Origin of the sequence: Leucobacter sp. USCH14 (assembly GCF_037619215.1) — a bacterium.
GTDB lineage: Bacteria > Actinomycetota > Actinomycetes > Actinomycetales > Microbacteriaceae > Leucobacter.
The window spans coordinates 1-16355 of the sequence record NZ_JAQPZP010000016.1; the positions used below are offsets into that span (position 1 = coordinate 1).

A 16355-nucleotide genomic window follows, 5' to 3' on the forward strand; every position below is an offset into this window, starting at 1 on the left:
CGGCCTCCGAGCCGGGTGCGGTTCGCGCGCGCCGAGCGCAACGAACAGCCCCATCCGTTCTAGCGACGAGCCCGGCCGGGCCCGCGAGTCCCGCGAGCCCCGCAGGCCTGCGAGCCCCGCCGGGTCGAACGTCACCTCGGCGCTTCTGAGTGAGCGCCTCGCAGCCGTGCGATCTCGCCCGCGACGTTCGCGCGCGCACGCGACTCCCACAGGTGGCGCGCCGCGCCCGTGAAGTACAGCGTCGGGCGGTTGAGGTACGACTCGAGGATGCGGGCACGACCCATCGAGAAGTCAGCATCAGACACGTGCGCGTACTCGGATCGCACAGCGGACGCGTACTCCGCGTACCGCGACGGGTGCGAGGCGAAGATCCAGAGGTCGGCGTCGAGCAGGTGCGCGAGCGCGGGAACCGGCCGTGTAGCGTTCACTCCGGTCGGATGCGGGTTCGATTCGGACTGCGTATCCGCACCACCGGGCGTCGTCGCGATGATGCTCGCGCCCACCTCCTCGACGAGTGCGACGTCGAGACCCAGACCGGTCAGCGCGGAGACCGCCAGCTCCGCCGAAGCGCGCTCGTCATCGCCAGCCGACCCCGTGTACACCGCATCATGGAACCAGGCCGCGAGCAGCGTAACTGGCGAGATGCGCTCACCGCGGGTCTCGAGATGATCGAGAGCGAGCAGCACGTCTTCGAGGTGGCGCTCGTCGTGATAGCTGCGGTGCGGCTCATTCCAGCGCGCGAGCGCCTCCTCGCCCACGCGTTCCCACGCACGCGCGGGCACCGCATCGTCGACGCCGACCTGCACACCGAGCTCTGCCCACTGCTCGACGAGGTACTGCCGACGGCGCAGGGGAGTGATTGCGTCGCGATCCACCTGGCGCACCCGCAGGCCCGCATCGCGAAGGCGATGCACGAGCTCGCGACCTGCGACGGGGATCGCGCCGAGCGCAACGGCGCGATCGTAGTTCGCGGCGGAAATGTCGTAGTGGTCCAGATCGAAGCTGCGGCGTGGAAACCCGAGCAGACGCGCGAACGCGTGCAACTCGTCCGTGCTCGTGTCCGAGACGAGATGACTCCACAGGGTGCCGTGCGCGGGCCACGCCGGCGGGTCGATGAGGATCACCATTCGTTCAGCGTACTTCGGGAGCCATGCGCGGTCACCTAGCACAACCTCAACTCCACCGCCGCCCCCTGGAAGCGGGGCGCGAGCGCTGCGACAGTGGAGCACATGGCGACTTCACCCTCCGTTCTCACCGATACGCTCTCCCGCACAGCGCGCAGGTCGCGCGTCGGCATCGCGAAACTGCTGCAAGACGACGCGCCGAAACTCATGACGCGGGGCTACGGGTTCGGGGCGGCGATCTGGGACCGCACCCGCTCGGGAGCTCGCGCCGTACCCATGCGTCTGCTCGGCCGTCAGGCGCTGCTCGTGCGCGGAAGCGAGGGTGTTGCGATTTTCTACGACAATGACCGCATCGCGCGGCACGGGGCGATGCCGGCCTTCGTGCAGGAGACCCTGTTCGGGCATGGATCGGTGCACAGCCTCGACGGCGCCGAGCACCGGCATCGCAAGGCCACGTTCGTCGACGTCGCATACGAGGACGCTGCAGTCGAGGCTGTGAAGCCGCTGCTCGAGCGCGAATGGCGGGCGGAACTCGACGAGTGGATCGCCGGCGGTCGACGTTCCGCCTACGACGCGGGCGCAGGGGCGCTCGGCCGCGCGATCATGCACTGGGCGGGCCTGCCGGGAACGGACGAAGCGCTCACGCGGTGGTCCGCCCGCATGGCGCAGATTGTGGACGGCTTCGGCGCACCCTACTCGCCGAGCTTCCCGCTCGCGGCGGCGAACCGAGCATGGTCCGATCGCCACGCGCGCAAGCTCATCGAAGCCGTGCGGGCCGGGCAGCTCGATGCCCCGGAGAGATCGGCGCTTCGCGCATGGGCATGGCATCGCGACGAGAACGACCTTCTGCTCCCCGCGAATCTCGCCGGAATCGAACTGCAGAACTGCATCCGGCCGATGGTCGCCGTCGCCCGATTCGTGGCATTCGCCGCCAAGGAGCTCCACGACCGCCCCGAGTGGCGGGATCGAGTCGCCGCGTCGGTCGAAGAGCGCGGCGGCTCGCTCGTCGACGACCCCGTAGCGGTCGCCTTCGCGCAGGAGATTCGACGCACGGCGCCGTTCGTCCCGGTGCTCCCCGGGTGGGCGACGACCGACATCGAGGTCGACGGCGAGGTGGTGCCGAAGGGCGGGCGCGTGGTGCTCGACATCCTCGGCACCAACACCGATGACCGGTCGTGGGACCGGTCGGGAGAGTTCGATCCGTCGCGATTCCTCGGCGTCGACGACTACGAGGCGATCGACACGTTCATCCCCCACGGAGGCGCCGGCGTCGCCACGGGGCACCGGTGCCCGGGGGAGAAGCTCGCGATCGCGGGTCTGGCCGCTGCGGTCGCCGCCTTGAGCGACCCGCGCGTGCGCATCCTCGGCGAGGGGCTCGGGGTGAATCGGCGCCGCCTCCCGACCAAGCCGGCGTCCGGCGGCGCGGTCCGACCTGCGGACGCCGGCGCTTCCGCGGGCGCGGGAGCAGGCGCGGCGCCCGCGAAGTGCCCGTTCCACTGAGCTGCTTCCGCAGAGCTGCTTCCGCAGAGCTTCCTCCGCTGAGCTTCTTCCACTGAGCTTCTTCCACTGAGCTTCTTCCACTGCGCGAGCGCGCTCCCCGGTACGGTGATCGCATGACGACGCGCGCCCGCGAGCGGCATCCCTATCTCGCCGATGCCGGGGTGCCGCGTGTCATCGCGCACCGCGGTTTCGTTCCGGCCGAGCTGGCGGCGCGCGGCATCGCCGAGAACACGCGGGCGGCGTTCACCGCGGCGCTGGCGGCGGGGGCGGGATATCTCGAGACCGACTGCCATCTGACGCGCGACGGCGAGGTCGTGCTCGCCCACGATGCCGACCTCGCACGGGTCGCGGGTGATCCTCGTGACATCGGAGCGGTGGATCGCGCGGAGCTCGACGAGATCTTCGCCGACCGCGGTGGGCTGCTGACGCTCCAGGACGCTCTCCAGGAGTACCCGGAGGCTCGTTGGAACATCGACGTCAAGTCACGGGCGGTCGCCGCGCCGCTCGGTCGCATCGTGGCGCGGCACGGCTCCCGCGTGCTCGTAACGAGCTTCTCCGATGACTTCCGCCGCGCTGCGTTCGAAGCCGCAGCGGGGGAGCGCCCCGCGATCCTGCCCGCGACCTCACCCGGGAAGCGCGCGCTGATTCGCGTGCTGGCGACCGTTTCCATCAGGTCGAGACGCGGAGCTCGCCGCGCACTCGCCGGGCTCGATGCGCTGCAGATTCCCGAGCGCCAGGGGCGCATCCGCGTGCTCACTCCGCGGCTCATCGATGCTGCGCACGAGAACGGCGTCGAAGTGCACATCTGGACCATCAACGATGCTCAGCGCATGCGGGAGTTGGCGGCGATGGGCGTCGACGGCATCGTCACGGATCGCACGGACGTCGCTGTGGCAGCACTTCGGCCCGAGTCGGAAACGGGCGCATCTCAGCGACCGTGACATCATCGAGGGGTGAACGACGCGACCGCGAGGCCCGAGCTCGACTTCGTACTCTCCTGTGCGAGGGACGATGCAGCTGCCGGGCGTCTCGCGGATTGGGGCACGTCGACCGTCATCGATGAGCACACGGAAGTGGCATCGTTCGACCGGCAGATCTTCGATGCGCTGCACGTTGCGGCCGGTATCGACGCGGCCTTCCCGGTGGGCAACGCCGGGCTCCTGCACGTGTACGGGTACTGGTTCTCGGAGGTGCCGACGCCGTTCGGGTTCAAGCGCGATCGCTGGCAGAATGGCGAGCTCGCGCGGGCGCTGGGTCAGCGGGGGACTGCGTTTCACCTCACGCGCGGATCAACACCCGGCGACCGCGGATCGACGCCCCTGCAGCGCGTCGCCGAAGCCGCGCTGCCGCTGCTGCTGCACCCGCCCGAACGCTTCCTCAGCGGCGAGGCTCTGCTCCACGGGCGCCCGAGTCGGGTCGTGATCGTGCAGGCCCCCGATGCAGGACCTTCCGCGCTCATCTACGGCATCGCGCCCGGGCCCGGCACCCGCGCCCAGTCTCCCCTCCAACTCATCACCGCGTTCCCGTTCGGTGGTGATGCGAGCGCGCTGGTCGCAGATTTCGAGTCGAACCCAGCTGCGCGTTGGAATGCGGTCGTCGACTCGTAACCCGGTGTTCATCCCGCGATAGACGTTTCGTCCATTTCGGTCCCTAGGTTTGGATGCATCGTCCACATCATGAGGGAGAGCACATGGCTCCGAGCATCGTCTTCGACTTCGACGGCACACTGGCCATCGGCCACGGGCCCGTCCGCGCGTACGCCGCGTGCGTGGCAGACGTCGCCGCGGTAGCACCCCGCTTCGTCGATCGCGTCGACGCCGAGCTCACCCGGTACGACGCCGGCGACAGCTCCTACCGGGACGGGTACGACATCGTCGGCTCGCTCGCCGAGGCCGACGGTGTGAGCGTCGAAGACCGCGCGGCCGCCTACACGCGCAGCCGCGCGCGCCTGGGGAGCGAACTCGCCGTCGTCCGCACCATCGAGGGCCTCGACGCCGCGCTCGAGCAGCTCGGCCGGTCTGCGCGCCTCGTGCTGGCCACGAACGCGCCCGAGACCGGAGTGATCGCGGTACTCGATTCGTGGGGAGTGACGGATCGCTTCGACGAGCTGCACTACACGGTCGGCAAGCCGGCAGGTCTCGAAGGCATCATCGAGCGGCTCATCGCCGACGGCCCCGTGCTCGCCATCGGCGACATCTTCGAGTTCGACCTCGCTCCGGCCGCCGCGCACGGCGCCGATACGGCTCTCGTCGGCGCCACCGCAGAGACCTCCACAGCTCCGGTGACGATGCGCGGGCGCTCGCTCGCGGACCTCGTCCCCGACATCCAGACCTGGGCCGCGACCGCGGCGTCCAGCACCTCCGCGCCGCTCGGCGCGGGATCCGGCATCGAAAGGTAACCCACCCCCATGCGTTCATCCGCTTTCGCAGTAGGCGCCCTCACCGTCGCCGCGCTCGGTCTCGCCGGTTGCAGCGCCACCGACTCGTCGGCGTCATCCGCCGACGACGCGCAGGCCTGGCCCGACTCCATCACACTCTCACTCGTGCCGTCGGTGGAGGGCGAGGACCTCGCCGAGGCACTCGATCCGCTCACCACCTACCTCTCGGAGGGCCTCGGCATCGAGGTCGAGGGCGTGGTCGCGAGCGACTACGCCGCGACCGTCGAGGCGCTCGGCGCCGACCAGGCGCAGGTCGTCATCACCGACGCGGGCTCGCTCTACAACGCCATCGAGCAGTACGACGCCGAGCTCGTGCTGCGGGATGTGCGCTTCGGCGCGACCTCGTACGCAGCGGTCGCCTACACCAACAACCCCGACAAGTACTGCGAGGCGGAGCCCGTGATGGCGACCTACGCCGCGAGCGACATCGAGCTGTCGTACTGCAACGGCATCGAGGAGGCCGGAGCTGAAGCGACGGGCTCCGGCCCCGCGGGTATCGAGGCCCTCGAGAAGATCGACGAGGGAACGAAGGTCGCGCTGCAGGCCGCCACGTCGCCCGCCGGGTATCAGTACCCGGTCGTGGCGATGCGCGACGCGGGGATCGACACCGACGCCGACATCGAGCAGGTACCGGTCGAGGGCAACAACAACGCGGTGCTCGCCGTCGCGAACGGAGACGCCGAGGTGAGCTTCGGCTACTGGGACGCGCGCACCACCGTCACCGCCGAGGCCCCCGATGTGGCCGAAAAGGTCACCGCGTTCGCCTACACGGAGATGATCCCGAACGGCGGCGTCGCCGTCGCGCCGTCGCTGCCCGATGACCTCGTCGAACAGCTCACCGAGCTCATGGCCGACTACGCCGACTCCTCAGAAGAAGCCAAGACCGTGATGTTCGACCTCGTCGGGCTCTCGGGCTGGACCGCCGAGACCGCAGACGAGGAGATCGCTCGGTACGGCGAGATCCTGGGCGAGTTCTCCAACTGATCAGCACCGGATACATGTCACTTTCGCACGATGAGCGCCGCGGGGCGAGCGGCCGGCAGACGCCGGACGCCGCCTCGTGGCGCATCGCCCTCGACCACGTCTCGGTCACCTACCCGGGAGGCACGCGCGCACTCCAGGACGTCTCGTTGAGCATCGAGCCCGGCGAGATGGTCTCCATCGTGGGGCTCTCAGGATCGGGCAAGTCCACGCTCATCCGCACCATCAACGGCCTGGTCGGCGTCACCGAGGGCAGCGCGACCGTCGGCCCGCACCGGATCTCGGAATTGCGCGGCCGCGCGCTCCGGGAGGCGCGCGGGCACATCGGGATGATCTTCCAGGCCTTCAACCTCGCCGAGCGCGCGAGCGTCTATCGCAACACGCTCGTCGGGCGGTTCGCGCACTCGCCGGCGTACCGGACCCTGCTCGGCATTCCGAGCGCCGAGGATCGCGACATCGCGCTCCGCGCGCTCGACTCGGTGGGAATCCTCGACAAGGTGTGGAACCGCGCCGGCGCACTCTCGGGCGGGCAGAAGCAGCGCGTGGCCATCGCCCGGGCCCTCTCGCAGGAGCCGAGCGTCATGCTCGCCGACGAGCCCGTCGCCAGCCTCGACCCGCCCACCGCGCACGCGGTGATGGCCGATCTCGAACGCATCAACGCGGAGCGCGGCCTCACCGTGCTGGTGAACATCCACCTGATGGATCTCGCGCGTCAGTACACGAATCGCATGATCGGGCTGCGCGACGGCCGGGTCGTCTACGACGGATCGGCCGCAGCCGCGACCGACGCCGACTTCGAGCAGATCTACGGACGCCCCATCCAGCCGCGCGACCGCCTCGGAGAGCGGGCGTGAGCGCGACACCGCGCGCGGCTTCGGGAGCGCCCGAGGCCCCCGCGATCCGCCGAGAACTCGAGGTGCCGCCGAAGCCGCGCAACACCCTGCGCACGGTGCTGATCGCCGTGGCCGTAGCGGCGTTCACCGTCGCGACGTGCCTGCCGGCGATCGGGGGCATCGAACTCGACCTCGCGTCGATCGTGCAGCACTGGCGCAACGGGGTCACGAAGCTCGTGCAACTCGCGCAACCGAACTTCGCGTTCCTCCCGCGCACGTGGGCGCCGCTGCTCGAAACGGTCCAGATGGCGCTCGTCGGCGCGGTCGCGGCGGCGCTCTGCTCGATCCCGCTCACGCTGTGGGCGGCGGCGCCGACCAACCCGAACCGGTTCACGCGGGGTCTGGTGCGCACCATCAACAACGTCAATCGCGCGGTGCCCGACCTCGTGTTCGCCACCGTGCTCGTCGCGATGGTGGGCGTCGGCGCGCTGCCCGGTGTCATCACACTCTTCCTGTTCAACATCGGCATCGTGGTCAAGCTCGTCTCGGAAGCGATCGATGCCGCCGACCATCGCTACATGGAGGCGGGGCGCGCCGCCGGCGGTACGCAGTTCCAGATCAACCGGGCGACGGCGCTGCCGCAGGCGTGGCCACTCTTCGCGAACCAGTGGCTGTACGCGCTGGAGCTCAACGTGCGCATCTCCGCCATCCTCGGCATCGTGGGCGCCGGCGGCATCGGGCGTCTGCTCGACGAGCGGCGCGGCTTCTACGCCTACTCGGACGTCTCCATCATCATTCTCGAGATCCTCGTCGTGGTCATCGCGATCGAGGTCCTGTCCAATCTGCTGCGCCGGAGGCTCGTATGACCGTGACGCTCAACGCCCCCGTGCCGGGCGCTCCCACGGCGATAGCACCCGGACCGCGCGAGCTGCCGCCACGTCCCTCGCGGTTCGCGGCGACCGCCTGGTCGATCGTCGCCGCGATCGTGGTGCTGGCAGCGGCGGGCACGCTGCAGATCACCTGGAGCGATCTCCCGGCCGTGCCCGGCCAGGTGGTGCACTACCTGCGCCTCATGTTCGAAGCGCCGAACTGGGAGAAGCTGCCGCGCGCCCTCTTCGAGACCTGGCGGTCGATCTCGATGGCGTGGATCGGCGCCATGCTGTGCGTGCTGATCTCCATTCCGCTCGGCATGCTCGCCGCGAACGGGGTCGGACCGCTGTGGCTCCGCGCGATCCTGCGCGGCGTCTTCGCGGTGCTGCGCGCCGTGCCCGAGGTGATCGTGGCGCTCGTGCTGCTCACCGTGACCGGTCTCACCCCGTTGACCGGAGCACTCGCGCTCGCGATCGCCGGCATCGGCACTCAGGGCAAGTGGGTGTACGAGACCGTCGAGTCGGCGCGGGAGGGCGCGGTCGAGGCCGTACGCGCGGCGGGCGGCACCACCGCGGAGGTGACGCGATGGGCGATCTGTCCGGCCGTCGCCCCCGCGCTCCTCTCGTTCGCGCTGTACCGCTTCGAGATCAACATCCGCACATCGGCGGTGCTCGGACTCGTGGGAGCCGGAGGCATCGGAAGTATGCTGTCGAACTACACGAATTACCGGCAGTGGGACACCGTCGGCATGCTGCTCATCGTGGTCATCGCGGCGACGATGCTCATGGACGCGATCTCGGGGGCCATCCGCCGCCGCATCATGAACGGAACCAGATGACCACCACCTGGCAGGGATCACCCGACGCCCGACCGAGCGTGCGCATCGCGTCGCTGGCTCCGGCGCTTCAGCGCACCGAGCGACGCGTGGTCGAAGCCATCGCCGCCGATCGCGATCGCGCCGTCGAGTGCACCGCGCAGTCGCTCGCCGAATGGGTCGGGGTGGGGCGCACCACCGTGATCCGAGCGGCGCAGTCCCTCGGGTACGACGGCTATCCGCAACTGCGGGTGGCGCTCGTGCAGGAGCTCGCACTCGAAAGCGCGGCGGCGGCTGCGGGCGATGCGAGCGGTGGTGGCGCGAGCGGGATCGGGGCGGAAGGCGGATCGTTGTCAGAGGGCGGCGCAGCGTCGATTCTCGGCACGCTCAGGGTGAGGATCGCGCAGCTCGCAGCACGGCTCGACGACACGGTGGCGGCGCTCACGCCGGAGGCGGTCGACGCCTTCGTGCAGGCGCTCGATTCGGCCGACCGGCTGCTGGTCGTGGCGAACGGCCTGTCGAGCCCGCTCGGTCTCGACTTCGCGATGCGACTCAACTCGGCCGGAAGACCGGTGGAGCAGTTCGCCGATCCGATGGCGCAGCAGATCGCGGCGCGACAGCTCGGGGCGGGTTCGGTGTGCGTCGCGTTCTCCGGATCCGGCGCGAATCGCGCGACACTGGATGCGATGAGCGCGGCGCGAGCGAGCGGTGCGCGGGTCGTCGCGATCACGTCGTTCGCCCGCTCAGCCGTCGAGAAGCTCGCGGACGTGACCCTCGTCGTGCCGCCAGTCGGAGGCAGCTTTCACGACGAGCTCATCCACACCTCGCGCGCGGCGTTGATGCTGGTCACCGAGCACCTCGTCGACGCGTTCGTCGAGATTCGCGGCGACCGCGGGCGCGAGGCGCGCGCGGCGGTGCTCACCGTGCTCGCGGGCGCCCTGGAGGAGTAGGCGACCCCGCATCACCGCGTTCGCCGTCACCCGGCGAGGTGCTCGCGCAGGGTGGCCCCGGTGTACGCCCGGCGGAAGACGCCACGGCGTTGCAGCTCGGGAACGACGCCGTTCACGAAGTCCTCGAAGGACGAGTGATAGAGGGCCGGCATGATGATGAAGCCGTCGGCGGCCTCGCTCTCGAACAGCTGCTGCAACTCATCAGCGATCGTCGCCGGCGACCCGACGAGTTGCGGATGCAGCTGGTTGAGGGCCTGCTCGATCGCGAGGTCGGCGACCGTGAAGCCGCGGCGCTCGCTCACCGCCATCAGCATGTCCTCGAAGCCGACGCTGCCGGTGGCGCCGCGGTGGGCGGCGAGCGCCTCGGTCGCGGGCGCTGCCGGATCCAGCGCTGCGGCGTGCAGCAGTCGAGCGAGCTTCGCCAGGGCGCTCGGCAGGTCGATCTGCGCAATCAATCCGGCGAGCTTCGCCTCAGCCTCGGCGTCCGTCCACCCCACGACGGGTTGCACCCCCTGCAGCACGCGAACCTCGTCGGGGTCGCGGCCGTAGTCGAGCCGGGCCCGATCTCGAATCTCCGTGCGCAGCTCGCGCATGGCCTCGGGCGAGTCGCCGATCGCGAAGACCACCTCGGCCCAGCGCGCCGCGAAGTCCCGGCCGCGCGACGAAGAGCCCGCCTGCATGAGCACCGGGTGTCCCTGCGCGCTCTGCGGCAGGGTGAGCGGTCCGCGCGACAACGAGCCGGTCACCCGGTGCACGCGCGCCGCGTCGGCGAAGACGCCCGCCTGCTGATCGTGCACCAGTGCATCCGGCTCCCACGACTCCCACAGCTCGATGACGGTCTGCACCACTGCATCGGCGCGATCGTAGCGTTCGCCGGAGGGAGCGATGCGCTCCTGCCCGAGGTTGCGCGCCTCGGCATCGGTCGTCGAGGTCACGATGTTCCACGCGGCGCGGCCACCCGAGAGGTGATCGACGGAGAGCAGCTGGCGCGCGATCGCGTACGGCGGCACGAAACTGGTCGATACGGTCGCGCCGATTCCGATGCGGGATGTCGCGCCCGCGACGAGCGCAGCCTTCGCGATCGGATCGAGGTAGATGGCACCCTTCCCGGCGGTGCGGATCGTCGTGCCGTAGTCTCCGGCGCCGTCCTCGGGCACCGCGAGCGCGTCGGCGAAGAAGATCATGTCGAAGCAACCGCGCTCGAGCGTGCGCGCGAGGTCCGCGGTGAACGCACCGCTTAGCCAATCGGCGCGGCTGAGCGGATTGCGCCAGTTCTCGGCGTACTGGCTCGTGGGCGGATTCACCATGCCCACGAGGTGCATGCCTCGCGCCGAACGGCTCATCGAGCCGTATCGACGTTCGTCGGGCTGTTCACCGACACGGTGACGTGCGTGACGACATGCTGCACTGCGGCGCCGACGCCGATCCATGCGTTCGCCGCGGTCTGCAGCACCGCCGAGAGGTCGCCGTCGAGTCGAGTCGCGTAACGATCCGAGCCCGAGTAGATTCCCTCCGCCTTCGACTGATCGATCGCCGCGTAGATCGGAGCCATGTGGTCGGTCGGGGCCGGCCGGGCAGCGGGGGCGTCGGCAGGGGGCGAGGATGCAGAGCCCGCGTCGAGCAGCGGGTACAGCGACCAGTGCGCCCGGGCCCGCACACCGCTGTCGGCGAGTTCGATCGGCGCTGACGCCAGAGCGCGCATGCCCGGCGGGAGCGCGCACTGCAGTTCCCCGGGGCAGCCGCGGGAGAGCAGGATCGCCGCCGACAGGTGGGCGCCGCTGCGCGCCGCCGCCGCGATCACACTCTGCAGATACTCGAGTATGCGCTGCTCGCCGCCGGTGACGAAGGTGGAGATGTCGTCGGTCTCGATCGTCAGGCCCGTCGCGTCGGCGGAGCCGAGCGCCTGGAGAATGATGCGGACGTAGTCGGAGTCGTACACGGACAGCGTGAAGCGCGCGCCCACGCCGTACTGCTCGGGGGTGGGCGTCTCGTGCGTAGCGGAGGTCACGCCACCACACTAGGCGAACGCGCCCCGTTGCGTGCACGAGGCGACCCGATGTTGCTAGGGTGAACTCCACACGGGAGTCCGGTAGGCCGGGCTGAGAGGAAAGTCCACAACTTTCGACCGTCATACCTGATCTGGATCATGCCAGCGCAGGGAGACACTCTACGAACCCGTGCCCGAACACAACGGAAGGGCACGCATTCATGCGTCATCGCACTCACACTCACACTCGCACTCGAACCGCCGCTCGCAGGCGCTCGCGCTCCGCCTCCGCGGTGCTCACCGCTGCAACCCTGACTGCGGCAGTGCTCGCACTCGCGGGGTGCGGGAGCTCCGCCGATACTCCCGGCGGTGCAGACGACGGCACGGGCTCCGATCAGACTCCGGTCACCTTCGCGCTCGACTGGGCTCCCAACACGAACCACATCGGGGTGTACGTCGCCGAAGAGCTCGGATACTTCGAAGAAGCGGGCCTCGACGTCGAGATCCTGCCGTACGGTTCGACCCCCGCGACCCAGCTCGTCTCGGCGGGGGAGGCCGATTTCGGCATCGGCGGGCAGTCGAACGTGCAGGTCGCGCGCACCGCCGGTCTCGATCTGGTGTCGGTGTACCGGGTGACGCAGCGCGACTCCGGTCGGCTGGTGACCCTGGCGGACCGAGCGGACATCGAACGCCCCGCAGATCTCGACGGCATGACGTTCGGCGGCTTCGGCTCGCCGCTCTACAGCGCCCTCGCGCGCGCCACGATCGAGGGCGACGGGGGCGGCGGAGAGTTCGAGGAGGTGGTGCTCGACACCGGCGCATACGAAGCGCTCGCTCAGGGCCGCATCGATTTCACACTGTCGGTCGCGACGTGGGAAGGCCTCCAGGCAGAGCTCGACGGGCATCCGTATCGCGAGTTCACGTATCAGGACTTCGGTGTGCCCGAGCAGCAGTCGACGGGCATCGTGTCGAGCGAGGCCTACCTCGATGCGCATCCGGAGGAGTCGCGGGCCTTCGTCGGCGCCGTGGCCCGGGGGTACGCGTACGCATCGGAGCGCCCCGAGGAAGCGGCCGACCTGCTCATCGAGGCGAACCCGGACACGCTCGGAGCGGCGGATGAACTCGTGCGCGAAAGCGCGAAGCTGCTCGCGGACGAATACTTCACGTCGCCCGACCGCGAGATCGGCGCGGCCGACCCCGGTGCGTGGGATGCGTTCGGCGCATTCCTCTTCGAGGGAGGGTTCCTCGTCGACGCGGAGGGAGCGCCGCTCGCCGAGCAGCCCGACTGGAGCACGTACTACACCGACGAGTACCTCGAGTGACCCGGGGGCTGCGCGGCAGCGCGTACGCGGTCGGCGCCATCGCCGCTCCCGCGATCGCGTTCCTGCTCCTCCTCGCGGTGTGGCAGTGGGTCGCCGCGGCAGGCCTGGTGCCCGCCGACATGCTTCCGTCCCCGACGCGCGTGGTCGGCGCAGGAGCGGCCGAGGGCTCCGTTCTCCTGCGGCACGCAGCGCCGACGTTCGCGGCGACGGTCGCGGGTTTCGCCGTGTCGGTGACGTTCGCGTTCGCCACAGCGACGCTGCTCGACTTCTCGCGGATCCTGCGCACCGCCCTGCTGCCGCTGCTCATCGTGAGTCAGACGCTGCCGTTGATCGCCCTTGCACCGCTCGTGGTGCTCTGGTTCGGATTCGGGCTCCTGCCCAAGATTCTGCTCGTCGCGTTCGTCACGTATTTTCCCATGGTGGTCGGGCTGCTGCGCGGTTTTGCAGACGCGGATCCAGAGGCGGAGCGTCTCCTCGCCTCGATGGGAGCGTCGCGGGCGACCGTATTCCGCCTGGTCAGGCTGCCGGCGTCGACGGCCTCGTTCTTCTCGTCGTTGCGCATCTCCATCACGTACGCCGTGGTCGGGGCGATCTTCGCCGAGTACGCGGGTGCGGTATCGGGTCTGGGGGTGTACATGCAGTCCGCGAAGAACGTCTTCCGCACCGATCTGGTGCTCGCCGCCGTCGGGGTGAGCACCGTGCTCACGCTCTGCCTGTTCGGTGCCGTGGTGCTCCTGGAACGTCTGGCCGCTCCATGGCTGCGCATCGAGCAGGGCCGCGAACGCGCCGGTGCAGGAGGGGCGTCATGAGCACGCTCGAGATGCGCGGCATCGGCAAGCGCTTCGGAGAACAGCTGGTGCTGGAGAACGTCTCGTTCGACGTCGGGGCCGGTGAGATCGTCGCGATCATCGGCGCGAGCGGGAGCGGGAAGTCGACGCTCCTCTCCCTGCTGACCGGCGCACTGAACCCCGACGCGGGCGAGATCCTGTTCGAAGGCGCGCCTCTGCCGCAGCGGGACCGTCCGTTCGCCTACATGCCGCAGCGCGATGCGCTGCTGCCGTGGCGCCGGGTGGTCGAGAACGCCGCGATAGGTCTGGAGGTGCGGGGCGTGCGTCGCGACGAAGCGCGTAGACGAGTGCGAGAGCTGATCGGGCCCTTCGGCCTGACCGGCTCCGAGCGGCGCTACCCGCGTCAGCTGTCAGGGGGCATGCGCCAGCGCGTCTCGTTTCTCCGGGCGGTCGTGCAGGATCGGCCGATCCTGCTGCTCGACGAGCCGTTCGGGGCGCTGGACGCGATCACGCGAGATGAGCTGCAGCGCTGGCTGCTCGAGATGTGGCGGGGCGCGGGGTGGACGATCATCTGCATCACGCACGACATCCGAGAGGCCGTGCGCTTGGCCGACCGCGTTCTCGTGCTTCCCTCGACTCCCGGAGCGCTGCTGGGGGAGATCGCGGTCCCGCGTGACATCCCTCGCGGCGATGGCATTCTCGCCGATCCGCGGGTGCCACGGCTCGAAGCGGAGCTGCACGCACTGCTTCGTGCGGCGACCTACCCCTCCCGGTCGAAACCCATCGCGTAGGCGCGTTCCGGCAGGCGCGCGAGCGGCGTGCGCAGTGCCGCGCCGAGCACCACGGCGGAGGTCGCCGAGAGTCTCCTCGGCCAGGGGCGGCCGAGCGAGGTGTTGAGGCCTGCGAGGCGGGCCGCGGTGCGAGCCGAAGCCAGCCTGCTGCGCTCCCAGCGCGCGAGCGCGGTGCGGCGCATGCGCAGTCGATCCGCCCGAGATGCCCCGCGCGCATCGCGCCCCGAGCCGCTGCGCACATCCGCGAGCACTCGGGCCAGCGTGGCGGCGTCGAGCAGGCCCAGGTTCATCCCCTGACCGCCGATCGGGCTCACCTCGTGCGCGGCATCTCCGATGGCGATGACGGAGTCGGCGAACACCATGCGGTCGAGCAGCACTCTCCGAATGCTGAATCGGTTCGCCTCGCGGACCCGGGTCGCGAGTTCGGGCGCCTCCATTCGCGTCGCGATCGCCTCGGCGAGGTGCTCCGCGTCCGAGCCCGAGCGGCGGGGGTGGGTTTTCGCGGCATGCACGGCCTCCCGAGCGACGAGCCGGCGCCCGCCGCCGGGCAGGGGGAACGACTCGGCGACGCCGTGCGCCCCGAGCGTGATCACCGCGGTATCGCTCGGCTGCTCGGGGGCGTCGGGAAGATCGGTCATGAGGTAGCGGTCGGGGTAGGAGCGGGATCGGCCGGTGAAGAGCCCGCTCAGCAGGCGCCGGCCCGACGATCCCGTGGCGACGACGACGGTGCGTGCGAGCCACTCGCGGGGCGCGCCATCACTGCTCTGCGCATGCACGCGCACCCCGTCCGGAGTCGGTTCCGCGCCGATGACGCGCATACCGCGCAGCGGCGGCGGACCACCGGCCGCAACCGCGGCTTCGGTCACCGCCTGCGGAACGGACGCGACGAACGGGAACCGGAGCGGCAAGCGGTCGAAGCGGACCTCGCCCACCGTGCGGCCCGAGGCGATGGCGATGCCTCGAGGGATGCGCGCCGCCTCGGCGAGAATGCGCTCGGTCGCGCCTCCGGCCTCGAGCGCGGCGAGCACGGGCGGGTGGACGCCGATCGCACGCGACCCCGGGGAGGCGTCGACTCGTTGCTCGAGTACGACGACCTCCACGCCGTGCCGGTGCAGCTCCGATGCCACGAGGGAGCCGCTCGGGCCGGAGCCGACGACGAGCACCTCGCACGCGACGGGTTCGGTCATGCCGTGCTCTCCCGTTCGGCCGCGCTCCGGGCGCCGACGCGATGGACCGCGAGCAGGCGGAACCGGTTCACCCGCTCGGCCTCCCACCCCTCCGGGAGGAGCCGCGCCAGCTCGCTCGGGGTGTAGCTGCGGCGAATGCTGCGCAGCCCGTCGACGCGCAGCAGTGTGCCGACGCTCACGGGCACCGCGCCGACCGCGAAGCCGGCGTACGCGAGGCGCCCTCGTGCGATGTCCGAGTGCACCGCCAGCCGGGACGCCAGAGCTTCCGAATCGGCGAGGAGCCCGCCGAGTTCGGCCTCCGTCAGGTGATGCAGCAGGTGGTTCGACATCACGACGTCGAATCGCTCACCCGTCTCGACGAGATCGGACGAGAAGCACTCGCGATATTCGACGCCCGGTACTCGGGGCGCCGAATCGGCGACGGCGATGGCCCGCGGATCCGGATCGATGCCGACCCCCTGCACCGCGTACCCGTCGCGAGCCGCCTTCGTCACGATGCGCCGCAGCACATCGCCGCCGCCGCAGCCCACATCGAGGAGCCGCACGGGACGAGACCGGTGCCGCTCCGCGCTCGCCGCAGCCAGAGCCGGGCGGATGTGCGTGCGGTACACGGTTCCCCAGGACGCCACCGCTCGGTTCACGGCCCCGAATCCCTCGAGGGTACGTCGCAGGCGATCCGGATCGCACTGAGGATCGTCCATGATCTCCGTCACCCGCGCATCCCGCTGAGCCAGGGACACGAACCTCGTTCGAGTCAACTTCTGCGCCTCG

At 70.2% G+C, this 16355-nt stretch carries 17 protein-coding genes; 12 read left to right on the forward strand and 5 right to left on the reverse strand.

Translation table 11 applies throughout. The features are described from left to right. Positions 1–131 precede the first annotated feature (131 nt). A complete protein-coding gene (locus PQI23_RS12820; RefSeq protein ID WP_339975147.1) occupies positions 132–1127 on the reverse strand; it encodes a DUF4031 domain-containing protein in 996 nt (331 codons plus the stop codon). A 102-nt stretch (positions 1128–1229) separates the two neighbouring features. Between PQI23_RS12820 and PQI23_RS12825 the strand changes: the two genes are divergently transcribed. The 9 genes from PQI23_RS12825 to PQI23_RS12865 all read left to right on the forward strand — a co-directional run bounded on the left by PQI23_RS12825 (position 1230) and on the right by PQI23_RS12865 (position 9509). Continuing rightward, a complete protein-coding gene (locus PQI23_RS12825) occupies positions 1230–2624 on the forward strand; it encodes a cytochrome P450 (RefSeq protein ID WP_339975149.1) in 1395 nt (464 codons plus the stop codon). A 113-nt stretch (positions 2625–2737) separates the two neighbouring features. After that, complete coding sequence (locus tag PQI23_RS12830) at positions 2738–3565, forward strand: glycerophosphodiester phosphodiesterase family protein (protein WP_339975151.1); 828 nt, start codon at positions 2738–2740, stop codon at positions 3563–3565. A gap of 12 nt (positions 3566–3577) precedes the next feature. Beyond that, the gene (locus PQI23_RS12835) at positions 3578–4231 is read left to right on the forward strand and encodes an amino acid deaminase (protein ID WP_339975153.1); all 654 of its coding nucleotides are present in this window, start codon (positions 3578–3580) and stop codon (positions 4229–4231) included. Positions 4232–4314: 83 nt separating this feature from the next. Beyond that, positions 4315–5022 carry an HAD family hydrolase gene (locus PQI23_RS12840; protein WP_339975155.1) on the forward strand — a complete coding sequence of 236 codons (708 nt, stop codon included), beginning with the start codon at positions 4315–4317 and terminating at the stop codon, positions 5020–5022. A 9-nt stretch (positions 5023–5031) separates the two neighbouring features. Beyond that, positions 5032–6045 carry a phosphate/phosphite/phosphonate ABC transporter substrate-binding protein gene (phnD, locus tag PQI23_RS12845; RefSeq protein WP_339975157.1) on the forward strand — a complete coding sequence of 338 codons (1014 nt, stop codon included), beginning with the start codon at positions 5032–5034 and terminating at the stop codon, positions 6043–6045. A gap of 14 nt (positions 6046–6059) precedes the next feature. Further along, positions 6060–6896, forward strand: a complete 837-nt coding sequence (gene phnC, locus PQI23_RS12850; RefSeq protein ID WP_339975159.1) for a phosphonate ABC transporter ATP-binding protein — start codon at positions 6060–6062, stop codon at positions 6894–6896. Next, positions 6893–7741 carry a phosphonate ABC transporter, permease protein PhnE gene (phnE, locus tag PQI23_RS12855; protein ID WP_339975161.1) on the forward strand — a complete coding sequence of 283 codons (849 nt, stop codon included), beginning with the start codon at positions 6893–6895 and terminating at the stop codon, positions 7739–7741. Before phnC ends, phnE (PQI23_RS12855) begins: the two co-directional genes overlap by 4 nt. Continuing rightward, a complete protein-coding gene (gene phnE / locus PQI23_RS12860; RefSeq protein WP_339975163.1) occupies positions 7738–8583 on the forward strand; it encodes a phosphonate ABC transporter, permease protein PhnE in 846 nt (281 codons plus the stop codon). Before phnE (PQI23_RS12855) ends, phnE (PQI23_RS12860) begins: the two co-directional genes overlap by 4 nt. After that, positions 8580–9509 (forward strand): MurR/RpiR family transcriptional regulator, encoded by a 930-nt coding sequence (locus PQI23_RS12865; protein ID WP_339975165.1) that lies wholly within the window; start codon positions 8580–8582, stop codon positions 9507–9509. The genes phnE (PQI23_RS12860) and PQI23_RS12865 overlap by 4 nt, the downstream gene beginning before the upstream one ends. 26 nt (positions 9510–9535) lie before the next feature. Here PQI23_RS12865 and PQI23_RS12870 read toward each other — a convergent pair whose 3' ends face one another. Both PQI23_RS12870 and PQI23_RS12875 read right to left on the reverse strand, forming a co-directional pair. Further along, on the reverse strand, positions 9536–10852 hold the full coding sequence (locus tag PQI23_RS12870; protein ID WP_339975167.1) for an NtaA/DmoA family FMN-dependent monooxygenase: 1317 nt from the start codon (positions 10850–10852) through the stop codon (positions 9536–9538). After that, a complete protein-coding gene (locus PQI23_RS12875; protein WP_339975169.1) occupies positions 10849–11517 on the reverse strand; it encodes a YkoF family thiamine/hydroxymethylpyrimidine-binding protein in 669 nt (222 codons plus the stop codon). The genes PQI23_RS12870 and PQI23_RS12875 overlap by 4 nt, the downstream gene beginning before the upstream one ends. A 302-nt stretch (positions 11518–11819) precedes the next feature. Between PQI23_RS12875 and PQI23_RS12880 the strand changes: the two genes are divergently transcribed. Genes PQI23_RS12880 through PQI23_RS12890 form a run of 3 tightly spaced genes read left to right on the forward strand, consistent with a single transcriptional unit; the run spans position 11820 to position 14397 of the window. Then, a complete protein-coding gene (locus PQI23_RS12880) occupies positions 11820–12818 on the forward strand; it encodes an ABC transporter substrate-binding protein (RefSeq protein WP_339975171.1) in 999 nt (332 codons plus the stop codon). Next, positions 12815–13627, forward strand: a complete 813-nt coding sequence (locus PQI23_RS12885; RefSeq protein ID WP_339975173.1) for an ABC transporter permease — start codon at positions 12815–12817, stop codon at positions 13625–13627. Before PQI23_RS12880 ends, PQI23_RS12885 begins: the two co-directional genes overlap by 4 nt. Continuing rightward, positions 13624–14397 carry an ABC transporter ATP-binding protein gene (locus tag PQI23_RS12890; protein ID WP_339975175.1) on the forward strand — a complete coding sequence of 258 codons (774 nt, stop codon included), beginning with the start codon at positions 13624–13626 and terminating at the stop codon, positions 14395–14397. The genes PQI23_RS12885 and PQI23_RS12890 overlap by 4 nt, the downstream gene beginning before the upstream one ends. Here PQI23_RS12890 and PQI23_RS12895 read toward each other — a convergent pair. Together PQI23_RS12895 and PQI23_RS12900 are read right to left on the reverse strand one after the other, a co-directional pair. Further along, positions 14367–15584 carry an FAD-dependent oxidoreductase gene (locus PQI23_RS12895; protein WP_339975177.1) on the reverse strand — a complete coding sequence of 406 codons (1218 nt, stop codon included), beginning with the start codon at positions 15582–15584 and terminating at the stop codon, positions 14367–14369. The genes PQI23_RS12890 and PQI23_RS12895 overlap by 31 nt on opposite strands. Continuing rightward, positions 15581–16324 carry a methyltransferase domain-containing protein gene (locus PQI23_RS12900; RefSeq protein WP_339975179.1) on the reverse strand — a complete coding sequence of 248 codons (744 nt, stop codon included), beginning with the start codon at positions 16322–16324 and terminating at the stop codon, positions 15581–15583. Before PQI23_RS12900 ends, PQI23_RS12895 begins: the two co-directional genes overlap by 4 nt. Positions 16325–16355 lie beyond the last annotated feature (31 nt).